12 protein-coding genes and 1 pseudogene are annotated in these 15,426 nt (G+C 65.0%); 7 read left to right on the plus strand and 6 right to left on the minus strand.

Features of this window, described 5'->3' with window-relative positions; genetic code table 11:
* Window positions 1–26 precede the first annotated feature (26 nt).
* Both AB4068_RS10140 and pucL read right to left on the minus strand, forming a co-directional pair.
* On the minus strand, window positions 27–1,517 hold the full coding sequence (locus AB4068_RS10140) for a nucleobase:cation symporter-2 family protein (protein WP_306961853.1): 1,491 nt from the start codon (window positions 1,515–1,517) through the stop codon (window positions 27–29).
* A gap of 218 nt (window positions 1,518–1,735) precedes the next feature.
* Entirely contained in the window at window positions 1,736–2,650 is a 915-nt protein-coding gene (gene pucL / locus AB4068_RS10145; RefSeq protein WP_441433299.1) for a factor-independent urate hydroxylase, read from the minus strand.
* A gap of 416 nt (window positions 2,651–3,066) precedes the next feature.
* Between pucL and AB4068_RS10150 the strand changes: the two genes are divergently transcribed.
* Window positions 3,067–3,243 (plus strand): hypothetical protein, encoded by a 177-nt coding sequence (locus AB4068_RS10150; protein ID WP_172465634.1) that lies wholly within the window; start codon window positions 3,067–3,069, stop codon window positions 3,241–3,243.
* Between the two features lie 131 nt (window positions 3,244–3,374).
* Here AB4068_RS10150 and AB4068_RS10155 read toward each other — a convergent pair whose 3' ends face one another.
* Both AB4068_RS10155 and AB4068_RS10160 read right to left on the minus strand, forming a co-directional pair.
* Window positions 3,375–4,142: a DUF2510 domain-containing protein gene (locus AB4068_RS10155; protein WP_441433300.1), complete on the minus strand. Its 768-nt coding sequence runs from the start codon at window positions 4,140–4,142 to the stop codon at window positions 3,375–3,377.
* 40 nt (window positions 4,143–4,182) lie between these two features.
* The gene (locus tag AB4068_RS10160) at window positions 4,183–5,745 is read right to left on the minus strand and encodes an 8-oxoguanine deaminase (protein WP_307053945.1); all 1,563 of its coding nucleotides are present in this window, start codon (window positions 5,743–5,745) and stop codon (window positions 4,183–4,185) included.
* Between the two features lie 220 nt (window positions 5,746–5,965).
* Between AB4068_RS10160 and AB4068_RS10165 the strand changes: the two genes are divergently transcribed.
* From AB4068_RS10165 to AB4068_RS10185, 5 genes are all read left to right on the plus strand, one after another.
* The gene (locus AB4068_RS10165; RefSeq protein WP_441433301.1) at window positions 5,966–6,460 is read left to right on the plus strand and encodes a nucleoside deaminase; all 495 of its coding nucleotides are present in this window, start codon (window positions 5,966–5,968) and stop codon (window positions 6,458–6,460) included.
* A 15-nt stretch (window positions 6,461–6,475) separates the two neighbouring features.
* Window positions 6,476–8,047, plus strand: a complete 1,572-nt coding sequence (locus AB4068_RS10170; RefSeq protein WP_441433309.1) for an NCS2 family permease — start codon at window positions 6,476–6,478, stop codon at window positions 8,045–8,047.
* Window positions 8,048–8,337: 290 nt separating this feature from the next.
* Window positions 8,338–9,528, plus strand: coding sequence for an XdhC family protein (locus AB4068_RS10175; protein WP_441433302.1), 1,191 nt, complete (start codon window positions 8,338–8,340; stop codon window positions 9,526–9,528).
* On the plus strand, window positions 9,519–10,457 hold the full coding sequence (locus AB4068_RS10180) for an FAD binding domain-containing protein (protein ID WP_441433303.1): 939 nt from the start codon (window positions 9,519–9,521) through the stop codon (window positions 10,455–10,457). The genes AB4068_RS10175 and AB4068_RS10180 overlap by 10 nt, the downstream gene beginning before the upstream one ends.
* A 2-nt stretch (window positions 10,458–10,459) precedes the next feature.
* Entirely contained in the window at window positions 10,460–13,294 is a 2,835-nt protein-coding gene (locus AB4068_RS10185) for a molybdopterin-dependent oxidoreductase (RefSeq protein WP_441433304.1), read from the plus strand.
* A gap of 67 nt (window positions 13,295–13,361) precedes the next feature.
* Here the strand turns inward: AB4068_RS10185 and nboR are convergent, their stop codons facing one another.
* Entirely contained in the window at window positions 13,362–13,991 is a 630-nt protein-coding gene (gene nboR / locus AB4068_RS10190; RefSeq protein ID WP_441433305.1) for a nicotine blue oxidoreductase, read from the minus strand.
* Between the two features lie 202 nt (window positions 13,992–14,193).
* On the opposite strand from nboR, the gene AB4068_RS10195 reads away from it, so the two are divergent.
* Entirely contained in the window at window positions 14,194–14,385 is a 192-nt protein-coding gene (locus tag AB4068_RS10195; protein WP_059389468.1) for a YegP family protein, read from the plus strand.
* Window positions 14,386–14,442: 57 nt separating this feature from the next.
* Here AB4068_RS10195 and AB4068_RS10200 read toward each other — a convergent pair.
* Window positions 14,443–15,426, minus strand: a pseudogene (locus AB4068_RS10200) (pyruvate dehydrogenase (acetyl-transferring), homodimeric type); the annotation flags it as partial.

Consider the following 15,426-nt stretch of genomic DNA (forward strand, 5'->3'; position numbering starts at 1 on the left):
CGGCGCAGAAAGGCGCTTTAGAACCGTCAGTGCTCGACGGCGGTGGACGACGTGAGTGGCACTTCCTTGCCCTCGGCGTCGATCAGTTTGCCGTTCTCGAACCGGTCGCCGTTCGCAAGGCACGCAATGTCCGATTCGGTGACCACGCGTCCCGTGCCTGCGACGAACACGGACTGGTTGTCCGAGTTGCCGGCCTTGAAGTGGTTGAAGAGCACGTTCAGCAGGATGGCCATGATGGCGGCCGAGCTGATGCCCGAGTGGAAGATCGTGGAGAACCAGGACGGGAACTGGTCGTAGAACTTCGGGGCGGCGATCGGGATCATGCCGAAGCCGATGGACGCCGCCACGATGATCAGGTTCATGTTGTTGCGATACTCCACCTTGGAGAGCGTCCGGATGCCGCTGGCGGCCACGGTTCCAAAGAGTACGACGCCGGCGCCGCCCAGGACGGGCGTCGGAACCGCTGCGACTACTCGCCCGAGGACTGGCAGCACGCCGAGAACCACCAGGATGAGTCCGCCGGCGCTGACCACGAAGCGGCTCTTGATGCCGGTGATGGCCACGAGGCCGACGTTCTGGGCGAAGGCGCTCTGGGTGAAGGAGTTGAAGAGGGGTGAGACGGCGCTTGAGAGCATGTCCGCGCGTAGTCCGTTTCCAATGCGCTTGGAGTCGACCTTGGTGCCCACGATTTCGCCAACTGCGATGATGTCCGCCGAGGTCTCGGTCAGGGTGACCAGGATGACGATCAGCATCGAAACGATGGACGCGATTTCGAAGGTGGGAGCACCGAAGGCGAACGGAGTGGGGAAGGCAACGATCGGACCCTGGCCGACCTTGGAGAAATCTGCCATGCCCGTGGCGAGGGCGATGACGGTCCCGATAGCCATGGCAAGGAGGATGGACAGGCGGGAGATGGCCGCGTTGCCGATCTTGCTCAGGAGCAGGACGATTCCCATCGTGGCCGCGGCGAGTCCGATGTTCGCCATGCTGCCGTAGTTGGGTGCCGCGCTGTTGCCGCCCATGGCCCAGTTCGCTGCGACGGGCATGAGGGTCAGTCCGATTGTCGTGATGACGGTACCCGTGACCACAGGCGGGAAGAATTTGATGATCTTGGAGAAGAGGGGAGTGATCGCCAGGCCGATCAAGGACGCCACAATGACTGAGCCGAACACCGCCTGGATCCCGCCGCCCCCGTGGACGATCGCCACCATGGTGGAAACGCCGGCGAAGGACACGCCCTGGACCAGCGGCAGCTGCGATCCGAAGAACGGGATGCCGATGGTCTGAAGAATGGTGGCGAGGCCGCCGACAAACAAGCAGGCCGCGATCAGGAGGCCGATGTCCTGCGAGGACATGCCCGCGGCGGCTCCGATGATGAGCGGCGGGGCGATGATGCCGCCGTACATGGTCAAGACGTGCTGGAAGCCGTAGGCGAACGTGCTCCCGATCGAGAGGCGCTGGTCCTCGGGGCGGGCTGGCCCGGACCCTGCGGGGCGGGTTTTCTTCTTGGTGTTCATGGCAGACTTTCTTGGTTCATGGCAGACGTCTTTGTCTGGCTAACGTTGTCTGGCTAACAAGGTGGTTTTGGGTACGGTCGCCCAACTGACTCGCATTTGATGTCGTTTTGAGGCTCCAAAACGACATCAAATGCGAGGGCCCACGCCGCCAGGGTTCCCTGGCCGAGCTTGCGAGGCGAGGGAGGCGGTGGGGACCAGTTGGGCGGGTGTTTAGAGGCTTAGCAGAAGCCGGCGATGCCGTTCCACGCAGCCGGGGCCGGTGTGGTGTTATCGCGCTGGACCGTGGCTTCGATCAAACCGTACGGGCGGTCGGCGGCGAAGAAGACCTCGTTGGGGTTGTCGAGGCCGAACGGGCTGAGGTCCACCAGGAAGTGGTGCTTGTTGGGCATCGAGAACTTGATCTCGTCCACTTCGCTGTGGGCCTCGAGGACCTTCTTGCCCATGTCGAACAGGGTCTGCTGCAGGGCGTGGGAGTAGTTCTCCGTGAAGCCTTCCAAGAGCAGGGCCTTGATGTCCTCGTAGCTCTTGTTGAAGTCGGTCCCGGCAGCGTCGAGCCCGGTGTTGTAGCGCCAGCGTGCCGAGACGTCGGTGGCGAGGATGCGGTCCGTGGTCTCGGGCAGCGTGGTGTACCGGTCGCGGGGGTAGCCGACGAAGCCGGACTGCGTGGTCTTGAGGACGGTCAGGTCCTTGAGGCCCGAGATGACGTGCGTTGTGTTGCCTTCGCGGACCACGACGGCGGTGCGGACTTCCTGCCCCTTGCGGACAAAGCTGTGGTCGTGTTCGGAGCCGTGTGCCTGGATGCGCTCCCAGGTGTAGGCCTCGGCTTCCCAACGGCCGCCCGTGACCCACTCAAAGCCCGAGGTGAAGTGTTCGCTCAAGCGCAGGAGGAAGGCTTCGGGGGAGCCGATGCCGTCGCGGGCAAAGGCGTAGATGGTGTTCTTCTGGGTGTCCGTGGCGACGACGTGTGCGTTGTCGCCTTGGAGGTGCGCAGCCTGGAAGTCGCCACGCAATTGCGAGGTGACGTTCAGGTCTTCGATCTGGTGGCGGTCGGTGTCGCGGGTGACTTTGACGACGCGGACTTCAGCCTTGCCGTACTGGTTGTCGCCGAGGACGATCTTGTTGCTCATGGTCATATCCCAACTTCTATGAGGTGGAACCCCTAAGGTCCACCAATGAAATTAAGCGCGTGTTTCGTACGCGTTTCTGGTGGAGCCGACCCAACAAAAAAGAGCCGGCATCCGTTGATGCCAGCTCATTACGACCCTGCCTGCTGCTCCCAGGTTACGTGACCTGCGCCACGAATTGAAGAAAGCGTAGCCCACCTTTGCCAGTGGTGTACATCACTTCTGGAGAATCGTTATCTACTTTCCGAATGTGACCGACGGCGGTTGGCGGCAGGGGCGCGGCCCCGCGGACACCCCTTGACGCGGTTCGGGAATCCCCTCTACCATTTCCATATAATAAAAAATGTTTTCCAAGATGTGGAAAGTAACGAAGAGCTTCAACCGCATCGCCACGGAGAACTTGAGCGCATGAAATAGGAGGACAGATGGACTCGCAGGATAAGAACAACGTCGTGGAATTCCCGGCGCCCGGCCAGGAACTGTACCTGCCGTTCGGCGCCACGGATCCCGACTTCTACATTCCGGCCGACTGTGACCGCACGCCCGGGACTTTCTCCCGTTGGTTGCGTGCCCTTCCGGTGTTCGGCCGGCAGCGTTCCTAGGGCTCCTGCCCCTGGGAATGAGGGACTCTGCGCAACAGAGCCAAAAAGGCGGGCGGCACCTGGGGAGGTGCCGCCCGCCGCTTCGGGTTGACCGACAAGTAGCGTCGCGGACAAATATCTGCCCGGCGAAGCTACATTGGCAGGGCCTTGGCGATCGTCGAAATGATCATGCTCGCTTTGACGGACACCAGGATCAGGCTCAGGGCAGTCAGGCCAATCAGTGCCCAAACCGGCGCGAGTCCGCGCTGCGGGGCGACCTTGTGGACGATCACTGAACGGCCCACGACGTAGACTCCGGCGCCGAGGAAGGCCCATGCCCAATGGAACGGGCGGACCACCCCGTCCCTTTGCAACTTTTGCCAGTCGAGGTAGGACAAGAGGACGCTGACCCCGTAGATGAGCCAGCCTGAAATGACCAGCAGGAAATAGGGAACGCTGAACGCGCTTGGATCGAGGGTGGGTACGCGCCGAGCGCCGACATACCGCAGGTGGAAGACCGGGTTCCAGAGCAACAGGATGATCAGGGTGATCACCGGCAGCAGGGTGACGAGCCAGATGAACGGATTGTAGACCGGCGTCCCCCTGCTGATTTCCGGGCGCGGCGCGGGCTGGACCGATCCCGCGTATTGCGGAGGCCCCCCGTATTGCCCGGGCCTTGCGGCCGCGGGCCACGCCGCGCCGGGCTGACCTGGGCCGGCCTGACCCGCGCCGGCCTGGCCTGCGCCGGGCTGAGCTGGGCCGGCCTGACCCCCGCCAGCCTGACCCGCGCCGGCCTGGGCCGGCGGGTTCCACGCGTTCCCGGTCCAGGCGTTACCGTCCCACCACCGTAGTTGCCCGGAGCTCGAGGGGTCCGGGTACCAACCTGGAGGAGTCGGCGTGTTGTGCTGGGGGACGGTCATGATGTGCCTCCTGATCTACGACCTAATCGAGAGGCTACTCCTAACCCCTGATGATTTTCTGTGCGGCGGCTGAATGTTTGGCAATAAGTTCCGGGATGTCCAGACCGGGAATTTGCCCGTCCACAACGCGCCATTTACCGGCCACCATGACGCGGTCGGCGCGGTCCGCCGCGCAGAGCAACAACGCCGCGACGGGATCGTGGCTGCCGGAGAAGCGCAGCCCGTCGAGCGTGAACAAGGCCAGGTCGGCCTGCATGCCGGGAGCGATCTGCCCGATGTCCGTGCGGCCCAGCGCTGCAGCGGAGCCCCGCGTGGCCCAACCGAGGGCGCGCTCCACCGGGACGTCCGCGCCGTAGCGCAGCCGCTGCAGGTACAACGCCTGCCTCGCTTCGAGGATCATGTTGGAGGCATCGTTCGACGCCGAACCGTCCACTCCCAGCCCCACGGGAACCCCGGCGGCCTCAAGTTCCAGCACCCGTGCGGTGCCCGACGCGAGCCGCATGTTCGACGTCGGGCAATGCGCGACGGCGGTGCCCGCGGCACCCAGCCGGGCGATCTCGTCGTCGTCGAAATGGATGCCGTGGCCAAGCCAGGTGCGTTTTCCAAGCCAGCCGACGCTGTCCAAATAGTCCACGGTGCGCAGCCCGAACATCTCACGGCAGAAATCTTCCTCGTCGATGGTTTCCGCGAGGTGGGTGTGGAGCCGGACATCCAACCGTTCGGCCATGGCGGCGCTCTCGGCCATGATTTCCCTGGTCACGGAGAACGGCGAGCAAGGGGCCAAGGCGATCTGGATAACCGCTCCGTCTCCGCGCTCGTGATACTTCCCGATCAGCCGTTCGCTGTCCGCGAGGATCACCTCCGGACGCTGCACGGTGGAACGCGGCGGCAGGCCGCCGTCGTCCTCGCCGAGCGTCATGGACCCGCGGGTGAGAGTCGCGCGCATGCCGAGTTCACGCACGACGCCGACCTCGACGTCGATCGCGTCCTCAAGTCCTGCGGGGAAGAGGTAGTGGTGGTCGGCTGCCGTGGTGCAGCCGGAAAGCAGGAGTTCCGCGAGCGCTACCTTCACGGCAAGCTCGAGGCTGTCCGGCGTCAACCGCGCCCATACGGGATACAGGTTCTGCAGCCAGGGGAACAGGGGAGCGTTGGCTACTGGGCCCCAGGCTCGCGTGAGGGTTTGGTAGAAGTGGTGGTGCGTGTTGATGAGCCCGGGAAGCAGGACGTGGCTGCCGGCGTCGATCGTTTCATGGCAGGGCGCGGATGGACGCTTTCCTGCGGGGACGAGCTCTGCGATTTTCCCATCGCTGACCACGATGCCGCCGCGGGCGTCGAGGCCATTGGCGGTGAACACTGCGAGGGGATTCTTGATCCAGAGCCGGGAAGAGCTTGGATCCGTTGCCGGGGCTGCTGGCTGGAAATCGGATGTCTGGGACACGGGGATCCTTGTCTGGTCGGCGTAGTTGCGTTCCAGCTCAGTGGTTCCTGTCTGCTGATCCAGGTTCCGGAGGTCAACCCTGCCGGTGGCACCCAGCGTAGGTGGCTCCCCGAAGTGCGTCAATGTGACCGGCGGCGAAACGCTCCCCTGCCGGGCACCAAGCATGAATTTCACATGTTGAAACTTTTTTTCCAGAAACTATGGCGCGGCTCACACCACCGGTGCTAATCTCAATTTGCCAAAGGCGGGCACCCGGACTCCGGGAAGCTATCTACCAGGCGAAACCTTCAAAAGCACATGCTGAAGCCTGGTAATCGCAGCACTGGTCTGTCATGTTCAGATGCCTCCCTGGTTACAGGCTTCCTCAGCACTAAGGAAGTCGCACATGAGTACCACCGTCACGGCCGAACATTTCTTGGCCACTTCCATTGAGCTGGCAACAGCCAATGTCCTCAACAGCGGCGGGCCGTTCGGCGCCGTCATTGTCACCGCGGATGGCCGCGCCTTCGAAGGCGTCAACCGGGTCACCGCTACCAACGACCCCACGGCCCACGCCGAGGTCACCGCCATCCGCAATGCGTGCCGCGAACTCGGCACCTTCGATCTCAGCGGGGCAACCCTCTACACGAGCTGCGAGCCATGCCCCATGTGCCTGGCCTCGGCGCTCTGGGCCCGCATCGGAAAGGTGGTCTTCGCAGCAAACCGGCACGACGCAGCATCCGTCGGCTTCGACGACGCCGTCTTCTACGAATACTTCGAGAACGAGGACCGGGACACGCTCATGCCGGTCACCAAGCTGGAACTGGGCGACCCCCAGGCCCTGGCCATCCTGGAACCCTTCAACACCTGGAACACGCTTGACTCCAGGATTGACTACTAGGGCCCGGTGGCTGAAATGACAATCCTGGACCCCGCAGAAATGCGAACGGCAACTGAAAAGCAGGCTGCGCCTTCCGGCGCAGGGCAGACAGAGGCACGCGAAAAGCACACGGCAACCGGACTGGCACAGCGGGGCAGCAGCCCCAGGCCCCCCGCGTCGAACTCCTTCCTGGATCGTTTCTTCCAGATCACCAAGCGTGGCTCCACGCTGGCCCGCGAATTCCGCGGCGGCATCGTCACGTTCTTCACGATGGCCTACATCGTTATCCTCAACCCACTGATCCTCGGCGGATTCTCAGCCCAGAACGCACCCACGGATGTGGCCGGCGGATGGTTATCCGCGGCGCAAGTGGGGGCAGTCACCGGCCTGACCGCCGGTGTCATGACGGTCCTCTTCGGCCTGATCGCGAACCTGCCGTTCGGGCTCGCCGCGGGCCTGGGAATCAACTCGTTCCTGGCAGTAGCCGTGATCCATGAGGTCACCTGGCCGGAAGCCATGGGCCTGGTGGTCATCAACGGCATCCTGATTGTCCTGTTCGGCGTCACAGGTGCCCGGACGGCGATCTTCAAGGCCGTCCCCAAGGAACTCAAGGCCGCCATCACCGTTGGCATCGGCCTGTTCATCGCCTTCATCGGCTTCGTCGATTCCGGCTTCGTCCGCGCCACCAAAGGCGGACCGCCGGTTCAACTCGGCAACGATGGTTCCATCACCTCAATACCAACCCTTGTTTTCATCGTCGGTCTGCTGGTCATGGGAATCCTTGTGGCCCGTAAGATCCAGGGCGGCCTCCTGATCGGAATCGTCGCCACCACGGTCCTCGCCGCCGTCGTCGAGGCCGTCATGCACATCGGGCCTGGCAGTGCCGCCAATCCCGGCGGCTGGCACCTCAACACCCCGGTATTGTCCGGCCAGCTGGTTTCGGCCCCGGACTTCAGCTTGGTGGGCCACTTCGACCTCTTCGGCTCGTTCTCGCGGATCGGCGGACTGGCGGCCACGATGCTGGTGTTCACCCTGGTGTTCACCAACTTCTTCGACGCCATGGGCACCATGACCGGCCTCGCCAAGAGCGCCGGCGTGGCCTACAAGGACGGGACGTTCCCCAAGCTCAAGTCGGCCTTCATCGTCGAAGGCCTGGGCGCGGTAGCCGGCGGCGCGACGTCGGGCTCGTCCAACACCGTGTACATCGACTCCGCTGCCGGGATTGGCGAAGGCGCCCGCACCGGCCTGGCGTCGGTAGTCACCGGGCTGTTGTTCCTGGGTTCGATGTTCCTGACCCCGCTCACCAGCGTGGTTCCGCTCGAGGTCGCAGCCGCGGCCCTGGTGGTGGTGGGCGCCATGATGATGGCGCAGATCCGCGAGATCAAGTTCTCCAAATTCTCCGTGGCCCTGCCCGCTTTCCTCACCATCGTCACCATGCCGCTGACCTACTCCATCGCCAACGGTATCGGCGTCGGATTCATCTCCTGGGCCGTGATCCACGCGGCTTCCGGGAAGGGCAGGAAGGTCCATCCGCTCATGTGGGTGGTGACCGTCGGCTTCTTGGTCTACTTCGCCCGCGGGCCGATCAGCGCGCTGATGGGAGCGTAGCCGGCCGTTGAGACGGCGGTCCGGCCGCAAATCACCGCAATGAATAGGCGTCCGCCGATCGTCACCAACCGCATCATGCGGACGACGACGGCGGGCGGCGGTGAGGTGCGGCCGCTCCGCTAAGGACCGGGGTGGGAAATGAGAGGCCCGCCCCGGTCCTCTTCACGCAACGGGTCGCCTGTTTACCCGAAGCTCTCCTGTACAGACGCAAGGAATGAGAATATGAGGCAAGATCGCACACTGCCCCGGGCGGGTTTCCGGTCCGGGACCTCGGTAAAGGAGGTGTTGCCATGCTGGAATTGATGCCCTCGCTGGGCACATGGCGGCCCGCGGTCTCCGGGCAGCGATGCGCCGTTGCCACCATCGTGGCCGCGGGAGGCTCGGTCCCCCGGCCCCTCGGCACGTCCATGCTGGTTTCCGAACACGGCGATGTCCTTGGCAGCCTCTCCGGGGGCTGCGTGGAAGGCGCCGTGGTGGAGGCTGCCCTTCAAGCAATGCACGACGGCGGCAGCCGCCTCGAGTCGTTCGGCTACAGCGCCGAGGACGCGTTCGCCGTCGGGCTCACGTGTGGCGGCGAGTTGGAAGTCCACATCCAGCCGACCGGGCCAGCCGGCCTGGACCCGGCCTTGTTGAATGCCTCTTCAGGAGGCTCTTCCCTGGCACTCATCCGCAGGCTCGACGCTGCGGGAGGCGCAGTCGTCGTCCCTGATCCGGCGGGTTTTTCCGCCGCCGGTTCGCGGGAACTTTCAGACCTTCTTGGCGGGGATGACGCCGTGATCCGCGCGGCCGCGGCCCAGCTAGAACCCCTTCTGCATGGAGGCCGTGCTGGCCTGGTGCGGCTCGCCCCGGCCGAAGGCTGCGGAGGTTCCGTGCCGGAAGCCGAACCCATCACCCTGTTCGTGGAAACCCGCTTGCCCGCGGCCCGCATGCTGATCTTTGGCGCCAACGACTTCGGCGCGGCCTTGCTCCCCGCCGGGAAACTCCTGGGCTACGAGGTCACTCTGTGCGATGCGCGGTCCGCTTTTTCGAGCCAGGGCCGTTTCCTCGCCGCCGACCACCTCGTCACGGCCTGGCCGCACCGCTACCTTGCCGCGGAAGCAGCCGCCGGCCGGATCGATTCCCGCACTGTCGTGTGCGTGCTGACCCACGATCCCAAATTCGATATCCCCCTGCTGGAAACAGCCCTCGATCTGGATCTCGCCTATGTGGGAGCCATGGGTTCCAGGCGCAGCCACCGGCAGCGGATCGATGGACTGCTTGCCTGCGGCATCCCGACAGATGCCCTCGAACGCCTGCATTCGCCGATCGGATTGGATCTCGGCGCAGTGACTCCCGCGGAAGTGGCCGTGTCCATTACCGCCGAAATCCTCGCGTCCCGCGCGCCGCGCCCGGCCTCCGCCGTGGGTTCGCTCAAGGACGGCGCAGGACCGATCCATCAGACCAACACCCCCGAACAAAGCAAGGTGACCCCATGGACATGAACACCATCGAGTCCGTGGTTGCCACCACGGATCCAGGCCAGTGGCGCGAGGGCGACGCCTGGCTTGCCGGCGGCACGGTCCTGTTCTCCTACGGCAGCCCCGTGGGCAGCGAAGAACCGCTCAAGCGGTTGCTCGATCTGGGCCACGCGGGCTGGCCGGCCGTCACCGTGGGCGACGCAGGCATTGAACTGGCCGCCACCTGCACCGTCGCCGAGCTTTACGCCCTGCCCATGTCGGACGCCGTGGCTGGCCGGAACTGGCCGGGACTGGATCTTTTCCGTCCGTGCTGCGACTCTTTCGTAGCCTCGTTCAAGGTGTGGAACATGTCCACCGTTGGCGGCAATGTGTGCACATCACTCCCCGCCGGGCCCATGATTTCGCTGTGCGCCGGCCTGGATGCCAAGGCCACCATCCTCGGCCGGCACGGCAGCAGCCGTACCGTGCCAGTGGCCGAGTTCGTCACCGGGGACGGGAAAAACTGCCTGGCGCCAGGCGAGCTACTTCGCAGCATCCAGTTGCCGGCGTCGACCTTGTCGGCGAAGGTGGCCTTCCGCAGGCTCTCGCTCAGCAACCTCGGGCGATCCGGGGTGCTGCTGATCGGAAGGCTCGACGCCGATGGCGGCCTGGTCCTCACCGTCACCGCCGCGACCAAACGGCCCGTGCAGCTGCGGCTCGCCGCCGCGGAGTTGCCCGACGCCGGGCGGCTGGCCGCCGCCGTCGGGCATTCAATCCCTGCGGAGCTGTACCACGACGACATCCACGGGCTCCCGGAATGGCGCCGCGACATGACGTTCCGCCTTGCGGAGGAGATCCGGACGGAGTTGCTTGATCCGGTTCCGGCCGGACCGCCCACCGTCTCGGGCGATTTCTGGCCGCCGCACGCCACCTCGCCGCAACCATCCACCCAAGCCGCACAGAAGGAGGCCTGAGCATGGCAATCGAGATCAACGGAACAGCCACCGAGGCCGCTCCACGCCCGGGCCAGTGCCTTCGGACGTTCCTGCGCGAACAGGGTAACTTCGGCGTCAAGAAAGGGTGCGACGGCGGCGACTGCGGCGCTTGTACCGTCCACGTGGACGGCATACCCGTGCACAGTTGCATCTACCCGGCCGTCCGCGCCGAAGGACACTCGGTCACCACCATCGAGGGGCTCTCGAACGGGGAAGAGCTTCATCCCGTGCAGCAACAGTTCCTCGATAACCAGGGCTTCCAGTGCGGTTTCTGCACGGCCGGCATGATGATGACGGCCGCCACCTTCGACGAGGAACAGAAAGCCAACCTCCCCCGAAACCTCAAGGGAAACCTGTGCCGCTGCACGGGTTACCGCTCCATTGCGGACGCAGTGTGCGGTGACGCCGGCGACGGGCAAAACACCTCCGACGGCGGCGCCGCGTCGCAGTCCGGCGCGGGATCAAAGGGTTCAGGTCAGCTCGGCGACAACGTTCCCGCCCCGGCGGGGCGCGCCGTCGTCACCGGCACCGCCCGCTACACCCTCGACGTCCCGGCAGAACAGCTCCCTGGCCTGCTGCACCTGAAGCTGCTGCGCTCGCCACATGCGCATGCCCGGATTGTCTCCATCGATGCGACGGCGGCCCTCCAAGTACCCGGCGTCGTCGCGGTTTTCACGCATGAGGACGCGCCGGGCCGGTTGTTCTCCACCGCCCAGCACGAGCTTTACACCGATGATCCCGACGATACCCGCGTCCTCGACAACGTAGTGCGCTTCATCGGCCAGCGGGTGGCCGCCGTCGTCGCCGAATCGGTGGGCGCAGCGGAAGCCGGGGCCCGGGCCATCAGGGTGGAATATGAACTCCTTGACGCCGTCTTCTCGCCACAGGACGCGTTGCTGCCGGGTGCGCCCGCGATCCATGGGGAGAAAGACGGGGAAACGGCACGGATTTCCCGCCCGCAGAACAACGTCGTGGCGGAGGTCCATTCCGAGCTGGGGAACGTCGAAGCCGGCTTCGCGGCGGCCGACTTCATCCACGAGAACACCTACCAGACCCAGCGGGTCCAGCACGTCGCGATGGAAACGCACTGTTCCATCGCGTGGGTGGAGCCCTCCGACAATCCGGGGGAGGACCGGCTCATGGTGCGTTCCTCCAGCCAGGTCCCGTTCCTGGTCCGGCGCACCCTTGCCCGCGTGTTCGACCTTCCCGAAGACCGCATCCGCGTGGTGGCAGGCCGCGTGGGAGGCGGGTTCGGCGGCAAGCAGGAAGTGCTCGCCGAGGACCTCGTAGCCATGGCGGCACTCAAGCTGCGCCGGCCGGTGCAGGTGGAATTCACCCGCACCGAGCAATTCACCTCCACCACCACGCGCCACCCCTTCACTATTAAGGTCAAAGCAGGGGCGAGCAATGACGGCCAGCTGACGGCGATGCAGCTGGACGTGGTCACCAACACCGGCGCGTACGGAAACCACGCGCCCGGAGTGATGTTCCACGGTTGCGGCGAGTCCCTGGCCGTCTACAAATGTGCCAACAAGAAAGTGGATGCGCAGGCCGTCTACACCAACACAGTCCCGGCCGGCGCCTTCCGTGGCTACGGACTGAGCCAAATGATCTTCGCGATCGAATCCGCCATCGACGAGCTCGCCGTCGGAATCGGCATGGACCCCTTGGACTTCCGGCTCAAGAACATGGTCCGGCCGGGTGACCACATGCTCTCCACGAACCCGGAACCGGAAGAGGACGTTTACTACGGGAGCTACGGACTGGACCAGTGTGTGGCTCTGGTCCGGGATGCCCTCGAGCGGGGCGATAAACGCTACCGGGATGCCGGCCTCGACAACTTCGGCCCGGGGTGGGTCACGGGCGTGGGGTCCGCGCTGTCCATGATCGACACGGTTCCGCCCCGCGGCCACTTCGCCCACACGCGCCTCAGGCTCCTGCCGGACGGTACGTTCGACGCCGCCGTCGGGACCGCCGAGTTCGGCAACGGCACCACCACGGTCCACGCCCAACTGGCGGCGACCGCCCTGGCCACGACGGCGTCGAACGTGGCCGTGCGCCAGTCCGACACGGACCTCGTGGAGCACGATACCGGCGCATTCGGCTCCGCTGGAACCGTGGTGGCCGGGCAGGCAACCTTGCTCGCGGCGCAGGAGCTCGCGCTCCGGATCCGGGCTGTGGCGGCCGCGTTCGCCGGTGTGCCGGAGGCGGACTGCGTGCTCGAGGACGGTGCGGTGCGTTGGGGTGAGCGGGTGGTTCCCTTTACCGAGGTGTACGACGCCGCACAGCAGCAGGGCATGGAACTCGCCACCGAAGGGCGTTGGGGCGGAACTCCGCGTTCGGTCGCCTTCAACGTCCACGGATTCCGGGTGGCCGTGAACACCGGCACGGGGGAACTGAGGATCCTGCAGAGCGTCCAGGCGGCCGATGCCGGCGTCGTGGTCAATCCACGGCAGTGCCGAGGCCAGGTGGAAGGCGGAATCGCCCAGGCGCTGGGTGTTGCGCTGTATGAGGAAGTCCGCGTGAACGACGCCGGCGAGGTCACCACCGACATCCTGCGGCAATACCACATCCCCTCTTTCGCGGACGTGCCACGCAGCGAGGTCTATTTCGCGAAAACGAACGACCAGATGGGGCCGCTCGGTGCGAAGTCCATGAGCGAGAGCCCGTTCAATCCCGTGGCACCCGCGCTGGCCAACGCCATCCGGAACGCCACCGGGGTGAGGTTCGCGGCGCTCCCCATCGCCCGGGACAAGATCTACCTGGCGCTGAAGGACGCCGCCGCCTCCACCCCTACCCAACTGACTCGCATTTAATGTCGTTATCGAGCCTCATGACGGCATCTACTGCGAGTTAGTTGGGTGGCCGGGCCGCGATGGGGGGCTAGTCGCGGAGGAGGTGCAGCTTGTCCTTCGTGTCCACGTCGGCACCGTCGGTGAGGTCGCTGCAGTCGACGACGTCCACCAGTCCGGGGTGCGCCTTGAGGAAACGGCGTGCCCCGGCGTCGCCGACCGCGGACTCCGCGACCTCGGCGCGGAGGCCGACGTCGATGATCAACGGGTGGCCGCGCCTTAGCTTTGTTGTGTGGCCACCGTCGAAGGCGGCTTCCGGGTATCCCGCCGCGGTCACCCGGCCGGCTTGGTGCGCTGCTAACAGCCTGGCGACGACGGCGGGGGTCACCCCAGGTTGGTCCACCAAAGTCACCATGACATTGTGGCCGTGTGTAGCTGCCGCAATGCCGGTGCGGAGCGAGCTGGCCATGCCGGCTGCCCACTCCGGGTTGTCGACGACGAGGTACTGGTCCAGCTCCGTAGCGCGACGGACCCGCTCGGCTCCGGCACCGAGCACTACGACTACCTTGAGGCATCCGCCGTCGAGCAATGTCTTGGCGAGCACTTCCACCAAGGTCCGGCCGCGGAAGGGCAGCAGCGCCTTGGGGCCGAGTCCCAGGCGAGTCCCTGCGCCGCCGGCCAACAATACACCGGTGGTGGCTACGGGGCTGGAATCGTTCATGGGGTTCACCTTATCCATGTGCCTTCGCGGGGTCTCTAGGTTCACCTTGCACTCCAATATAGGTCTACCGAAAGAGGTTGAATATTACCCATGGGTAGGCCTTCTGGCAGACTCCCATGGCCGATATTCTCTTAGGGACTTCACGAGAGTCAGTGGTCATCGAAGGGGATGCAATGACGCATCCGCGGTGGAAAGAGGGTTTATGTCTGGCATTTTCGAAATTCTGGCAGCTGGGGAGCAATCGTTCCGTTTCCGGTTGAAGGCCGATGATGGAACGGTAGTGGCGGTGTCGCCCAAGTTCCCGGATATTGCGGCCCTTGTGGCCGGTATCAACGCAGTCAGGGAGAATGCCGCCACAGGATTCGTGGTGGATCGGCGCTCGCTCGGAGCGTAGCAATAAATCGGCGGTAGTGCTCAAGGAGCACTACCGCCGATTCTTATTTAAAGCTGTTTAGGAGTCGCCCCCCGAACCGCCGGTGGTGCCGGCGGTCACGTCGAGGAGCTTGTACCGGTCAATGGCGTACGACGGCGCACTCGGGTCAACCTCGCCCCTCGCCGCGAGGAGCTGCAGGGTCTTCACGACGATGGAGTGGGTGTCGTTTTTGAAGAAGCGGCGTGCGGCTTGGCGGGTGTCGGAGAATCCGAATCCGTCGGCGCCGAGGGAGGCGAATTCGTTGGGGATGAATTGGCGGATCTGGTCCGGGACGGCTTTCATCGTCGGCGGAGACTCCCCAGTCCTGGGCGAGGACTTTCTGGGCTTCCAGGGCCCAGGGGACCGAGACGCCGGAGGCCAGGAGCTGCGCGCGGGGACCGTCGGTTTTCGCGGGGGCGAGCAGGTAGATGCCCTTCAGGAGGCCCTCGGTGTCGAGGTTTTCCGGTTCSGCGGGCTGGCTGATCGGTTCGTTGTACACGGTGAGGTAGTACATCAAGTTCCGGTCGGTGGAGTCCGGGCCGTACATGCGTTCGAGGCCGTCGCGGATGATGTGTCCGATTTCGTAGCCGTAGGCGGGGTCGTAGGTGAGGACGGCGGGGTTGGTGGAGGCCAGGATGGGGGAGTGTCCGTCGGCGTGCTGGAGTCCTTCGCCGGTGAGGGTGGTCCGTCCTGCGGTGGCGCCGATGATGAAGCCGCGGGTCATTTGGTCCGCGGCGGCCCAGAAGGCGTCGCCGGTGCGTTGGAAGCCGAACATGGAGTAGAACACGTAGATCGGCACGAGGGGTTCGCCGTGGGTGGCGTAGGCGGTGCCGGCGGCGGTGAAGGCCGCGACGGCGCCTGCTTCGTTGATGCCGGGGTGGATGAGCTGGCCCATGGGGGATTCCTTGTAGGCCAGGACGAGGTCCCGGTCCACGGAGAGGTAGTTCTGGCCCTTGGGGTTGTAGATCTTCGCGGTCGGGAAGAACGCGTCCATGCCGAAGGTCCGCGATTCATCCGGGACGA

This window comes from Arthrobacter sp. 2RAF22 (assembly GCF_052115325.1).
Taxonomy (GTDB): Bacteria; Actinomycetota; Actinomycetes; order Actinomycetales; family Micrococcaceae; genus Arthrobacter.

Coding starts and splice junctions, on each gene's coding strand:
- AB4068_RS10140 (WP_306961853.1), bottom strand. CDS start 1,517: ATGAACACCAAGAAGAAAACCCGCCCCGCAGGGTCCGGGCCAGCCCGC.
- pucL (WP_441433299.1), bottom strand. CDS start 2,650: ATGACCATGAGCAACAAGATCGTCCTCGGCGACAACCAGTACGGCAAG.
- AB4068_RS10150 (WP_172465634.1), top strand. CDS start 3,067: ATGGACTCGCAGGATAAGAACAACGTCGTGGAATTCCCGGCGCCCGGC.
- AB4068_RS10155 (WP_441433300.1), bottom strand. CDS start 4,142: ATGACCGTCCCCCAGCACAACACGCCGACTCCTCCAGGTTGGTACCCG.
- AB4068_RS10160 (WP_307053945.1), bottom strand. CDS start 5,745: ATGCTTGGTGCCCGGCAGGGGAGCGTTTCGCCGCCGGTCACATTGACG.
- AB4068_RS10165 (WP_441433301.1), top strand. CDS start 5,966: ATGAGTACCACCGTCACGGCCGAACATTTCTTGGCCACTTCCATTGAG.
- AB4068_RS10170 (WP_441433309.1), top strand. CDS start 6,476: ATGACAATCCTGGACCCCGCAGAAATGCGAACGGCAACTGAAAAGCAG.
- AB4068_RS10175 (WP_441433302.1), top strand. CDS start 8,338: ATGCTGGAATTGATGCCCTCGCTGGGCACATGGCGGCCCGCGGTCTCC.
- AB4068_RS10180 (WP_441433303.1), top strand. CDS start 9,519: ATGGACATGAACACCATCGAGTCCGTGGTTGCCACCACGGATCCAGGC.
- AB4068_RS10185 (WP_441433304.1), top strand. CDS start 10,460: ATGGCAATCGAGATCAACGGAACAGCCACCGAGGCCGCTCCACGCCCG.
- nboR (WP_441433305.1), bottom strand. CDS start 13,991: ATGAACGATTCCAGCCCCGTAGCCACCACCGGTGTATTGTTGGCCGGC.
- AB4068_RS10195 (WP_059389468.1), top strand. CDS start 14,194: ATGTCTGGCATTTTCGAAATTCTGGCAGCTGGGGAGCAATCGTTCCGT.